This window comes from Cryomorphaceae bacterium (assembly GCA_017798125.1).
Classification (GTDB): domain Bacteria; phylum Bacteroidota; class Bacteroidia; order Flavobacteriales; family ECT2AJA-044; genus ECT2AJA-044.
Window position 1 is genome coordinate 2,680,912 of sequence record CP059070.1, and the last position, 13,078, is coordinate 2,693,989.

General features: G+C 50.2%; 9 protein-coding genes. 3 read left to right on the plus strand and 6 right to left on the minus strand.

Annotation, left to right across the window (positions count from 1 at the left end; all coding sequences use genetic code 11):
* The first annotated feature begins 6 nt into the window (after window positions 1-6).
* Window positions 7-1,365 (plus strand): alpha/beta fold hydrolase, encoded by a 1,359-nt coding sequence (locus HZ996_12045; GenBank protein ID QTN39845.1) that lies wholly within the window; start codon window positions 7-9, stop codon window positions 1,363-1,365.
* A gap of 31 nt (window positions 1,366-1,396) precedes the next feature.
* Here the strand turns inward: HZ996_12045 and HZ996_12050 are convergent, their stop codons facing one another.
* From HZ996_12050 to HZ996_12075, 6 genes are all read right to left on the minus strand, one after another.
* The gene (locus HZ996_12050) at window positions 1,397-1,828 is read right to left on the minus strand and encodes an Hsp20/alpha crystallin family protein (protein ID QTN39846.1); all 432 of its coding nucleotides are present in this window, start codon (window positions 1,826-1,828) and stop codon (window positions 1,397-1,399) included.
* 191 nt (window positions 1,829-2,019) lie between these two features.
* Complete coding sequence (locus HZ996_12055) at window positions 2,020-2,643, minus strand: LysE family transporter (GenBank protein ID QTN39847.1); 624 nt, start codon at window positions 2,641-2,643, stop codon at window positions 2,020-2,022.
* Window positions 2,640-4,358, minus strand: a complete 1,719-nt coding sequence (locus HZ996_12060; protein QTN39848.1) for a glycosyltransferase family 39 protein — start codon at window positions 4,356-4,358, stop codon at window positions 2,640-2,642. Before HZ996_12060 ends, HZ996_12055 begins: the two co-directional genes overlap by 4 nt.
* Window positions 4,359-4,379: 21 nt before the next feature.
* The gene (locus tag HZ996_12065) at window positions 4,380-6,794 is read right to left on the minus strand and encodes a TonB-dependent receptor (GenBank protein ID QTN39849.1); all 2,415 of its coding nucleotides are present in this window, start codon (window positions 6,792-6,794) and stop codon (window positions 4,380-4,382) included.
* 29 nt (window positions 6,795-6,823) lie between these two features.
* On the minus strand, window positions 6,824-8,950 hold the full coding sequence (locus tag HZ996_12070; protein ID QTN39850.1) for a S9 family peptidase: 2,127 nt from the start codon (window positions 8,948-8,950) through the stop codon (window positions 6,824-6,826).
* Window positions 8,951-8,953: 3 nt separating this feature from the next.
* Window positions 8,954-10,396, minus strand: a complete 1,443-nt coding sequence (locus tag HZ996_12075; protein QTN39851.1) for a sodium:solute symporter — start codon at window positions 10,394-10,396, stop codon at window positions 8,954-8,956.
* Between the two features lie 39 nt (window positions 10,397-10,435).
* Between HZ996_12075 and recR the strand changes: the two genes are divergently transcribed.
* Both recR and HZ996_12085 read left to right on the plus strand, forming a co-directional pair.
* Window positions 10,436-11,056 (plus strand): recombination protein RecR, encoded by a 621-nt coding sequence (gene recR, locus HZ996_12080; protein QTN40050.1) that lies wholly within the window; start codon window positions 10,436-10,438, stop codon window positions 11,054-11,056.
* Complete coding sequence (locus tag HZ996_12085) at window positions 11,053-13,035, plus strand: glycosyltransferase (protein ID QTN39852.1); 1,983 nt, start codon at window positions 11,053-11,055, stop codon at window positions 13,033-13,035. Before recR ends, HZ996_12085 begins: the two co-directional genes overlap by 4 nt.
* The last annotated feature ends 43 nt before the right edge of the window (window positions 13,036-13,078 follow it).

Below are 13,078 nucleotides of genomic sequence, written 5' to 3' on the forward strand. Positions count from 1 at the left end.
TAGACCATGCGTATTGTCGGAATCCTAGCCCTCCTCCTATCCTCATTCTTTGTTTCAGGCCAAGTCCTGCACTGGAAAACGGAGCCGGAAGGACATTACCGAGGAGCTTACCAATGGGAGCATTCCCTGCAGTTTATCGATGCTGAAATATATCGAGAAGGAGACGCCCTTATGATCCGTTCGCGTATCCCGGAATGGACCGATTACGGCTTCCTCGAAAGTGAAATGCAAAGGGACAGCGTTGGCCTCTATACCTTCAATACTTATTGGGGGAAGACAACGGCCCGATTCGACTCCGTATACAGAGAGTGGATTGGTCATGTGGACTACGACTTAAGTCGCCTTGACTTCCATATGAAAGCCGTCGTTCGTCCGGGAAAAAACAATCCCGTTGAAAAGACAGATTGGACCATCAATCGAGGTGAGGTTCAACTAAACGGAGAGCTTTGGGTTCCCGCGAGTACAGAACCGCTACCCCTCGCTATTCTCATCCATGGACGAGGTTGCGGCGATCGATCCGGATTTATCGGTAAAGCGGAAGCCTTGAGCAAGCAGGGAATTGCCGTGTTTATGTACGACAAGAGAGGAACCGGGCAAAGCACCGGAGATTGCGCACTGGCCGTCCACGATGAATTGGTGGCTGACGCCGTAGCTGTTTTCGACACCCTGACCAGTCAAGAGGCCTTTACGCCCGGACGTTCTGGATTTATCGGTTACAGCGCAGGCGGCTGGATCAGTCCGGCGGCCTCGGCCAAATGCAATCCGAAACCCGGTTTTCTAATAACCGTAGTGGGGCCGGCAACCTCGGTGAAAGGACAACAACTCGACGGAGCTCGAGCCTTTGGAAAGGTGTACGGCTATTCACAAGCGGACTCCCTGGCCATTGAGCGCTATACGAATTTGACCTTCGAAACCCGCAACCCCTCCAAGACCTACAAAGAAATGCGCAGATTGCTCGATGAAGGTCAGGGTAAATCTTGGTTGAACTGGCTTGAGGACACCGATATTCCCTCCAGTCCTGAGGCCATTTCGGAACTCTGGGTTCAGCGTTTTAGCTATGATCCTGGACCAGATCTCCAAAGTCTTCAGATACCTGTTTTGAGCCTCTTGGGCGGCAGTGATCCTGTGGTACCCTGGGAAACCAACAGCGCTCGATTCATGGAAGTCATGGCCAATAATCCGTATGCTCGTTGTGTCATAATGCCCAAGGCGAGTCACGGAATGGAACACGGGGATCGTCAAGTTGAATTGGATATTGACCTTTGGTTCAAACCCTCCTACTACAAGTTTGATCGCGTTGCTCCTGGGGTCTACGAGGAAATCATCGATTTCATTCATAAAAAAACCGCCACTGGAGTCCAGTAGCGGTCTTTTGGGGATATATAGACGCCTGTGCTTAGGCGATACTGATTTGACGCGGAGCCTGCACCTTCGCTTCTTCTCTCTTAGGAATCGAAATATTCAAGATTCCATCCTCATACGTGGCTCCGATCTCCTGCATGTCTGCGCTTTTGGGAAGTTTAAAACGGCGCTCAAAGCTTCCATAGTTAAATTCCTTACGCGCAAACTTGCCCTTGGTTTCCTCCTCCGTGCTAACCTCGGCAGAGACCACCAATGTTTCGTTTTCTAACTCAATTTTGAAGTCCTCCTTCTTGAGTCCTGGGGCCGCAAAAGCCAATCCAAAGGCATCGTCGTGCTCGACAATATTCACAGCAGGTGACGTTCCTTTTGCGCGAGTCACGAAGTCGTCGTGAAAAAGATCACGCATAAAAAAGTCGTCGAAGATGCTGGGGAAAGCCGGTTTGCGGTTGTGTTTGATCAATGTCATCATTGTATGTTTTAATCGTTGATTATCTGGTTTGTTGAAGACCCTTGTTCGCGTCTTCCCCCTCCTTAAGTCAAGATGTGTGCCAGTGGGTTTTTGGGCCTCACGGTCCGATAAAATGACCGATTTACATGTCATTATGGCGTTTTTGGCTCGATTTATATGCCTTTTTGGCGGTTTCAGGAGTCCTGCCCCTACCAAAGTCCGCGGAGCAAGACCAGCGCACCCCATAGAACAAGCCCTCCAGCTAAGAGTCGCTGGAAGCGAAAGACCTGTCGTGGTCGAGCCAACTTTTTAAGCCGCTCTGCGCCGAGAATTTTGAAGGCGTCGGCCAGAATGAAAAAGAAGAAAGTAGCACCAAAATGAAGCCCTAGTGTCCGAGGCTCCATGTTGTATCGGCTTCCTACGAGAAGAACCACAGTCACCCAAAACAAGATGACTCCGGGGTTCACGATATTCAGTAAAAAACCCTTGGTGAATAAGCCCAGCATTTTCCGAGTACTGGGTATGTGCTTTTGAGAAGGTCTTTGATAGCGAAAGGGCTTGACAAAAAGATAGACACCATAGGCCATGATGGCTACTCCCCCGACGATGAAAAACCAAGGGTTGTCCTGTACTAGATGCTCCAATTGACGCGAGGCTAGGTAGGCCAGGATTAGGCAAAAGAGATCACTGGTCAGTATTCCCAAGTCCAAAACTGCCGCAGCAAGTGGCCCCTTGGAAATACTGGTATCCAACAACACAAAAAAGACCGGGCCAATAAGAAAGGCCAGAAGGATTCCGAGCAAAGCTCCCTGCAGCAAGAGCTCCAACATCATTCCGTAAGAATCATGTTGACGGCAGGGCCAGTGAGTGTCGGATGAAAATAGTCCTTTTGCAGGCTTACACGAGCCAGGTAGGCGCCGGGCTCAGGCCAACGGTCCACAACGACTTCGTAACTACGCGTTTCTCCCGGCCCCCAATCGAGTTGGCGCATTCGAGCGAGCTTTACGGTATCTATGATTGCTTTGTTCACCTTGAGGCTTGAGGTGATCCAAACAGGGTAAGCATCTGGGAAATGCACAGAATCGGCTGATTCATTGGTGACCTGAACCACAAGGGGCAACGAGGAAGAGGCAGACCACTCGGCGGGAAGTTCGACATCGACCCGTAGGGTATTCAAAGAATAATAAGCGGAGTCGATCATATATCGGGTGCTGTCTCCAAAACTGTGCTGGAAGCCAAACTTCTCTTTCTTGGGCATGCCCCCAACCCAATAAACGGTTTCACCCCAATGCAGGGTGTCCAAGGGCCAGGCATCGTACTGGGTCAAACGATAGCGGATGCTGCTCTCGGCATGTGCCGGAATGCCTGTATAGTACCAATAGCGGCTCGGGTGCTTGTATCCGTCGTAGAAAACAATGGGGTATTCGGTAAGCTCTTGCTGTATTTCTAGAGCCTTCTGCTTGTTGAAGTGAAACTCTTTGAGCTGCCCTTGGGTGGAAAACTCACCCAGAGGTACAGCGACCAGGAACCGCAGCAACATTACAAATCCAGTGGAACCCCAAAACAAGGGAATACTTATGCGGCGGAGCTTGGCACTCCGCTCTTTGCTCAAATAAACGTAGGTCAGCACCACGGCCGGGATGAGCATGGGTGCCGTCCAGTTCCCTTCCACCAGGCCGCGAAAGCTCATGAGTAAAAAGAAACCCAAGAAGCCCCAAAACTGCACCTGCATCACCCGGAGGAATCGCTTTGCGGGGTCATTGCTGTAGGTCGGGAATCGCTTTAAAAAATGGCCAGCCGCCCGGAATACGATCCAAAAACTCAGCGGGCCCAAGACTAGGATCTGGGTTAAGAGATATCCTGTAGTGAAATCGATGCGGTAGTCGACATCCGCCCGCTCCAGGAGGTGGTATTGAATGCTCGGGTAGTCGTTTTGTACTTGCCAAAGTATATGCGGAGCATAGAGTACAGCAGAGACTGCTGCGATGAAGTAGAACTTAGGATGCACAAAGAGCCTTGGCAGAGCTATGAGGGTGAAGAAGATAATCAGGACGGCGTGATACTTGGCGTAGATCATTCCCGTAACAGCGACCAGAAGCCAGAGTGTAGAGCGCCAATCCTCCCGTTCCAGAAAGGCCTTGAGGGCCAAAAAGTAAAGTGTCGTGAAGAAGAGCAAGGGCGCATCTGGAACCGTGATGAATCCAAAGACATGAAAAAGGGGAAGGCTTAAAAAGAGTGGCAGAAACAACCGCAAGTCCAGCGATTTGCCCGGCATGAGCTGCATCAGCATCGATAGGCTAGCCGTGGACAAAATTGCTGTGAGTAGTCGGGTGAACACAGGGCCATGACCCAAGAGCTCACCAATGGCAATCATCACCATGATAGCCGGCGGATGATCGAGATAGCCCCAATCGGGAAATTGCGTGTAGACCCAATAATAGGTCTCATCGTTCATTAACCCAGTTGTCCCTGCCTGAATCAAATTCAGCAGGAACCAACTCAATAGAATCCAAGGAGTGGATTTGGGTAGTGAAGACATTAGGCGCATTGGAACCAAGTTACCAAACCTTTAGAAATCGACCCGAAGGGCCACCATCCAATTTCGACCCGGAGCTACTACACCAGAGCTGTAGGTTCGGTACCGGAGATCAAATAGGTTCTCCACTCCTCCGTTGATCTGTACCCGAGGGTGCACTTGATAAAATGCCTTAAAATTTAGCGTATACCACGAAGGACTGTGGAGGTTTCCGTTCTCGTCCAACTGATAAATCGTTGGCTTACGACGCTCACTGGGCGCCAATCGGTCCCAGGGCATCTCGCCATTGAATTGCGCGTTGAGATCGCCTTTGAAACGCTTCGCCTGATAGGTTACGTGAACCGATCCAAAGCTTGGTGCAACATGCCTCAAGGCATCTCCAGCCTTGGTTTCACCCCGTGTAAAATTGTAATGAGCCTCTAAAGACCAATTGCGGTTAAGGTCACCCATAACACTAAGCTGAAACCCATAAACCGTGGCACTTTCCGCGTTTTGAAGGGCTTGTACCTGACTGGGCGTTCCGTCGTAAATGATGGTGTCTTGACCATTGAAGGTATAGTCGTCTCGGACCATCGCGTCATCCAGAAACGTAAAGAATCCAGCCGCCTCTACTTTCCAACGATCCGCAAGGCGTCGCGTAGCGATCAGGTCGAGGTTGTAGGCGTACTCTGGACGCAAATCCGGATTGGGCACCACTACAATTCCATCCCCACTATCGAAGATTTTACCCATATCGTCGATGTTCGGAGCGCGAAATCCACTGCTTAGATTGGTATTGAACTGCCACGCCTCAGTCGGGCGCCAGGCCAATCCAAAGCTCCCGTTCCATGCGTTGTTGTTCAGCTCCACTTGACTAAAGGGAAAAGGGAAAAACGCGGAGTCAAATTCCGCATAAAGACCTACGTAGTTAATCCGCAGACCCGTCAACATCGAGAGCCGTTCACTGACCTTGTATTCAAGGCTGGCGTACAGCGCTGCTGTCTTCCAACTCGAACCATCCGGATAGCGAGAGGCAACCTCATCAACCTCATTACTGACAATGTTCAAGCTACGACCCGTGGAGTTCACCCGATTAAAGACATACTCTCCACCGTAATAGAGTTGATGTCTATCGCTCAGCGCCTTTTCAAAATCGACATTAATGGAATACGCATCTACTTCTTCAAAGCGCTCGCGCAAGAGGTCCTCTCCAAATTTGCGATCATGGCGACTCTCTTCAAAATGCTGGTAAGCGACCGTAAAGCGCGCTTCTTCATAAAGCGCAGTGGGTTTCGATAAACGAGCGCGCAAATGATGCATGATCCATTTTTGCGGACCGTAGTACCATTCTGCATTGGTGAACGAACCATCGTCTTCTTTTTGAATCAAGCGATCATAGCGCTGTACCTCACTGGTTTCAGAATAGTGAAAGGCGTAGGTCAAATCCCAGTCTTCACCGGGCTCGTAGATCAGCTTCTGCATGAAATTCCACTGATCGTAGGCCGTAGGGACCTGCTCCTGGGCATCTTCGTTGGTGATGACGGTATCCTTTCCATCGATTCGCGCTTGCCAAGTTGGCCGAAGCAGTGACTCAGAACCCTCAGAACCCATCCTCAAGTTTCCAAAGGTGCTGGAGGTAAAGCTGGTCACAAAGCCCCAATGATCATTCTTCAAGCGAATATCCCCGTGGTAGGTCTGTTCCATATTTGCGGAAGAGAAGCGCGCCGCGCCATGGCCGTACAGATATGATGCCTCGTTGGGTGAAGTCCCGGCATCCAGGGTGTGAAAATCCATTACGCCACCAATGGCATCTGAACCGTAAATAACGGATCCAGGGCCAAAAATGACTTCTGTGTTTTGTGTGGCGAACGGATCTAAGGAAACCACGTTTTGCACATTCCCCTCTCGAAAGATGGCCGTGTTCATCCGAACACCATCAACTACTAAGAGCACTCGATTCGTACTGAAGCCGCGGATCATCGGCGAACCACCACCCTGCTGGCTTTTCTGGATATATACTTCTCCTGAGGAGCCCAGCAAATCTGCAGCGGTTTGTGGGTTTTGCAATCGTGCCTCCTTCAAGGATACTTGAGTAATCTTGATCGGCACATCGGCCTTGTCTTGCTCCCAGCGATTCGCCGAAAGCACTACCTCATCCAGATTCACTTTGCTCTCCTGCAGATAAACCACATAGCCCGCATTCACGACCTCATCCAAACTGATGGTCGTGGCCTGATAGCTGGCATGTTGCACAAAAAGCTGCTTGGCCTCGCCACTCAAAGAGGCACGGTTGAACAGTTTAAACGGCACCTTGCCCTGAAAGTCTGAAATCGCCGAAACCGAATCGCTGTAGACATAGGCATCCTCGATGGGCTCAAGGTTTTGAGCATCGAGAATTTGAATGCTTTGGCCTACGGCCAGATGCGCGAAGCCCACCAAGCCCAGCACTATGGCGATAAGTTGTTTCATTGGCGTTTTTTAAACAAAAACCAAGCCGCTTATTCGGTAATCCCTTCTAGATCAAGAATGAATGCGTACTCCATAGCGGTCTCTTTGAAGCGCTGGAATCGGCCCGATGCACCGCTGTGACCCGCCTCCATATTGGTGTGCAGCAAAAGCTTGTGATCATCCGTCTTCATCTCGCGCAACTTGGCTACCCATTTGGCCGGCTCCCAATACTGCACCTGACTGTCATGAAGTCCTGTAGTCACCAATAAGTGTGGATAGCCCTTGGCCTCTACTTGATCATAGGGTGAATAACTCAAGATGTAGTTGTAGTATTCTTCGTCGTTCGGATTCCCCCACTCATCGTACTCCCCTGTCGTCAGCGGAATGCTTTCGTCCAGCATGGTTGTCACAACATCCACAAAAGGAACGGCCGCAATGACTCCGTTGTAGGTCTCTGGAGCAATATTGATGATGGCACCCATCAACAAACCTCCTGCTGAACCACCCAAGGCATAGAGGTGATCAGCACTGGTGTACCCCGCTTCAATCAGGTGTTGGCTGCAGGCCACAAAATCCGTAAAGGTGTTTTTCTTGGTCAGCATCTTTCCGTTCTCGTACCAATCTCGACCGAGGTATTGGCCACCTCGGATGTGGGCAATAGCGAAGACAAACCCACGATCCAACAAGGAAAGCCTGCTGTAGCTAAAGCCCGGATCAATCGTGGCTCCATAAGAACCGTAGCCGTAGATCAAGGTAGGATTAGCACCATTCTTCTCAACGCCTTTTTTGTAGACTACGCTCATCGGAATTTGGGTACCATCATCCGCGGTCGCCCATATGCGCTCTTCAGCATAATCTTCTTTGTTGAATGTACCGAGCACGCGTTGCTCCTTTTTGACGGTTCGCTCGCGCGTAACCATGTCGTAATCGATCACACTGTTCGGCGTGGTCAAGCTACCATAGCCGTAACGCAGCGTTTGAGAGTCAAATTCAGGGTTGTTTCCAACCCCAGCCGTGTAGGTTTCACTGTCAAAGGCCATGTAGTGAGCCTCACCTTCCCATGGACGAATCTGGATTTGATTGAGCCCATTGGTGCGCTCCTCGAGTACCAGGTAATCCTTGAAGATCTCGATGCCCTCGAGCAGCGTTTCTTCTCTATGGGCCACGACTTCTTCCCAAGTATCTTTACCCCCTTGGTCCACCCCGGTGCGCATCAATCGGAAGTTCTTGGCTTCCCAATTGGTCAACACGTAGAAATGATCCTCAAAGTGAGCAATGCGGAACTCTAGATCACGTTCACGAGGCTGCAAAACGCGGAACTCTCCTGTTGGATCGTCCGCCTTCAGTACGCGATACTCATCCGAAACGGTTGAACCGCTTCCAATAACGATGTACTCTTTGGATTTAGTCGTGTACACGTAGGTGTAGAAAGTGGCGTCCTCTTCGTGAAAGACCTCTACATCATCACTCGCTGGTGAACCCAAGCGGTGACGGAAGATCTTATAGCTTCTCAAGCTTTCATCCTTAATGGCGTAGAAGGTGTGCTCATTATCAGCGGCCCAAGTGGCGCGTCCCGTGGTATTGGGAATGGAATGCTCGTAGAGCTCTCCGGTTTCGAGGTTTTTGAAATACACGGTGTAGATTCGGCGACTCACCGTGTCGACACCATAGCTCAAGATCTTGTTGTCCGGAGACATACTGAGCCCAGTCACCTGATAGTAGTCGTAGCCTTCCGCCATCTCGTTGACATTCAACATGACTTCTTCCTCGGCGTCCAGAGAACCTTCTTTACGGCAGTAAATCGGATACTCTCCAGTCTCCACAAAACGGGTGTAGTACCAGTAACCGTTCAAGAAATAGGGAACCGACGCGTCGGCCTTCGGTATACGACCAACCATTTCTTCGTAGAGTGCTCCTTGAAAATCCTCTGTGTGCCCCAATACGGATTGGGTGTAGGCATTCTCCGCTTCCAGATAGGCAATCACCTCGGGATTCTCGCGCTCATTGAGCCAATAGTAAGGGTCAACTCGCGTATCGCCGTGAATGGTGAGGTCTTTATTGATCTTCTTTGCAACGGGTGCGTTCATGTCTTGAGTGGATTGATTTGCGGGATCAACAGTAGGGCTGCATCCGGCCGTGAGGCCGAAAATCGCGCAAAGGAATAAAAAACGATTCATAGTCTAAGTATTAACACGGCGGCTAAGCATCCAAAGGCCCAGGAAGGTCAGCGCACCGTTTATGATGAGTAGTTCAAAACCAAAGGAGAATCCAAACCAGCGGTCCGCGTTGCTATTCATGACATAACAAAGCACGGGCGAAGCTACAGCCATAGCGGGGACCCAGCGATCGATCACCGTTCTTTTGGTAAAGAGGCCAAAAGCGTATAAACCAAGCAAGGGACCATAGGTATATCCAGCCGCCGTGAAGACCGCAGCAATGACGCTTTGATCATTGATTTGCTTAAAGATAAGGATCACAATGACCAGAACAGCGCTGAATCCGATGTGGACCATCTTTCGCAATCGAGGTTGGCGATCCGCATCCATCTTTTCGATGTCTAAGAAATCAACACTAAAACTCGTGGTCAGAGATGTCAGTGCGGAATCCGCGCTCGAATAGGCCGCGGCAATCAACCCCAACAAAAAGAAGATACCTACGGCCAAGCCCAAACCACCTTGTGTGGCAATAGTCGGGAACAGATCGTCTCCCGTTGCGTCAATTCCCGTTTCCGCCGCGTATTGATACAGCAAGACACCAAGGGAAAGAAAGAGCAGGTTGACAAAAACCAAGATGGCGCTGAACCAATACATGTTCTTTTGCGCGTCACCAATCGAGCGGCAGCTCAAATTCTTTTGCATCATATCTTGATCCAATCCAGTCATCACAATAGTGATAAAGGCACCGGCCAAAAAGCGTTTGGCAAAATGACGACCGTCTTTCCAGTCTTCCCAGAAAAAGATTTGACTTCGGGCATCCCCGTCCACCGCCGCCACGAGTTCACTGAAGGAATAATCCCAATGTTGGGCCAAAAGCACAGCAGTTATCACGGCAGCGAGCAGCATAAACGCAGTCTGCAAGGTATCGGTCCAAATGATGGTCTTAATACCACTGCGAAAGGTGTAGATCCAAATCAAGGCAATGGTCACGATCACGGTGACTTCAAAAGGAATCTCAAAGGCGTCAAACAAGGCGATTTGCAAAACAGTGGCCACAACGAAGAGCCGCAGCGACGCCCCAATAATTCGCGAAACCAAGAAAAAGAAGGCCCCGGTTTTGTAACTCCAGAAACCAAAACGCTGATCTAAATAGGTATAAATGGACGTCAGCTGAAGGCGGTAATACAAGGGGAGCAATACCTGAGCGATGACGGCATACCCCACCAAATACCCCAGGACCATTTGCATATAGCTCATCTGACTGTCCGCCACCCAGCCCGGAACCGAAATAAACGTGACTCCAGAAAGCGAGGCTCCGATCATTCCGAAGGCTACCACATACCATGGAGAGGTGCGATTCCCGAGGAAAAACGTGTTGTTGTCGTCTTTGCGCCCAGTCAGCGCGGAAATTCCGATCAGGACGGCAAAATAGCCGAGTAAAAGACTCAATACGAGGAGCGGTGACATGGTGCAAAGATGTTAAAAAGGATGAATTACCTTTACCTCGTGAACTTCAGTTCAAAACTCATCGAGGACGCGGTACACGAGATCGCCAAGCTTCCGGGCATCGGACAGAAGACTGCCTTGCGTCTGGCGCTGCATCTGCTCCAGCGTGAAGAGCGCGAGGTGGCCCAGCTTTCGGAGTCTCTTTTGCGCCTACGGCGCGATGTCAAATTTTGCCGCAAATGCCACAACATATCCGATGCTGATATCTGTGCCATCTGTGCCAACCCCTCCCGCGAGGAATCAGTCCTCTGTGTGGTGCAAGACACACGCGATGTAATGGCTATTGAGAACACCTCTCAATACAAAGGTCGATACCACGTGCTGGGAGGACTCATTTCGCCCATGGACGGTATCGGACCCAGCGACCTCAATATTGAATCATTGGTAAAGCGATGCGCCGAAAACGATGTTTCAGAAGTCATCCTGGCCTTGAGTGCCACGACTGAAGGGGATACCACGAATTTTTATCTGTACAAGAAACTGCGAGACTTAGACGTTCAGATGACGACCTTGGCTCGAGGGGTTTCTGTAGGGGATGATTTGGAATACGCAGACGAAGTCACCCTCGGCCGCTCCTTGCAGCATCGAATACCCTATGAGAATTCACTGAATCGCCTATGAAACTAAGCGTCATCATTGTCAACTACAATGTGCGCTTCTTTTTGGAGCAGTGCCTCGGCTCGGTCTATGTAGCTATTGACGCGGCGAAGTCCCACAACGCACAATACGACATAGACGTATTCGTGGTGGACAACAACTCCAAGGATGATTCTCTAAACATGGTTCGTGATCGATTCCCCCAGGTACGTGTCATCGCTAATTCAGACAACCCGGGCTTTTCCAAAGCGAACAACCAGGCCATTCGAGAGAGCTCAGCAGAATACGTTCTTTTGCTCAATCCGGATACCGTAGTTCAAGAGGACACCTTCTACGCGGTACTGGATTACATGGAGGAGCACGAAGACGTCGGAGGCCTCGGAATTAAAATGCTCGATGGACAAGGCAACTTCCTGCGTGAGAGCAAGCGCGGTCTCCCGGCACCGATGACCGCCTTCTACAAGATATTTGGATTGTCCAGCCTCTTCCCTAAGAGCCCTACCTTCTCTCGATACCACATGGGGCATCTTTCCGAGAACGAAAATCACGAAGTTGAGATTCTGGCCGGAGCCTTTATGCTCATGCGCAAGAATGTCCTTGACCGAATAGGACTCTTGGACGAGGACTACTTCATGTACGGCGAGGACATTGATCTGAGCTATCGTATCATTCTCGATGGCAAAAAGAATGCCTACTTCGCCGATTCGAAAATCATCCATTACAAAGGCGAGAGCACCAAGAAGGGCTCCTTAAACTATGTCTTCGTTTTTTATCAGGCGATGATCATCTTCGCCAAAAAGCACTTTAGCTCTCGCAACGCCGCACTATACTCTTTATTGATCAACACTGCCATCTACTTCCGTGCTGGACTCGCTGTTGTTCGCCGATTCTTCGACCGCATTGCCTTGCCTCTTTTTGACGCTCTTTTACTTTACGGCGGGATGCAGTACCAAAAGGAATACTGGGAAGTGAACCACCGTTTCGTGGATGGTGGGGGTTATCCACCAGAATACGACTATATCTACATGCCCGTATATATTACCTTTTGGCTTGTGAGTATGTTCCTGGCCGGCGGCTATGACAAACCGGTACGCATCGCCAAAATCATTCGCGGCCTAGTCGGTGGCTCTTTGGCTATTCTGGTCATTTATTCCCTCCTACCCGAAAGTCTTCGGACCTCTAGAGCACTCATTCTACTGGGTAGTATTTGGGCTATTTTGGGCATCCCGCTCAGTCGCTGGCTTTTCCATGCACTGAAAATGAAAGGGTTTGCCTTCGAAAATGATCAAAAACGCATGGTGACCATTGGAAACCCGGCGGAGGTCCAGCGCGTGAGAGGTCTCTTTTCCCACGCAGACGGGCATCAACGATGGATGGGCTACGTGGCCGTAGACTCCTTGTCCACGGAATTACGCGACGACCATTACCTCGGCGGCCTCCATCAACTCGAAGAAATTGTCCAGGTCTTTGATATTGAAGAGCTAGTCTTCTGCGGATCAGACTTGAGCCACAGTCAGATTATCGACTACATGGAACGGCTTAGACGCCCTGGAGTAGAGTTTCGAATAGTTCCTTCGGGAACCGACTTTATGATCGGAAGCCAGCAAATCATTACGCCAGATGACTTGAGTTCGGTCGATCTCAGCTCGCTTCTTCGCAATCCCGTTCGACGCAACAAGCGTCTTCTGGACCTCTTCATTGGACTTGTAGCACTTCTACTTAGTCCTGTACTCGTCTTTATTGCCGGTCCAGGGCTATTCAAAAACATTTTTGGTGTCCTCCGCGGTTCATACTCTTGGGTGGGTGTAGCTCCTGTTCAAGGAATTAGCGCGACTCCCCTTGGGATACTCGACGTACGAGATCGAAAACCGACAACCGAGGAAAAGTCTATTGAGGTTGTGCAAAAACTCAATGCCCTTTACGCACGAGATTACCGTATTTGGCTGGATATAAGCATGATATTCCGCAATCTGAAAAAGCTGGGAAGAAAGCCCGGAGGGTGAACCATTTCGGTTTTAGGTCCTTAAAAAGAAAGCGTAATTTTGC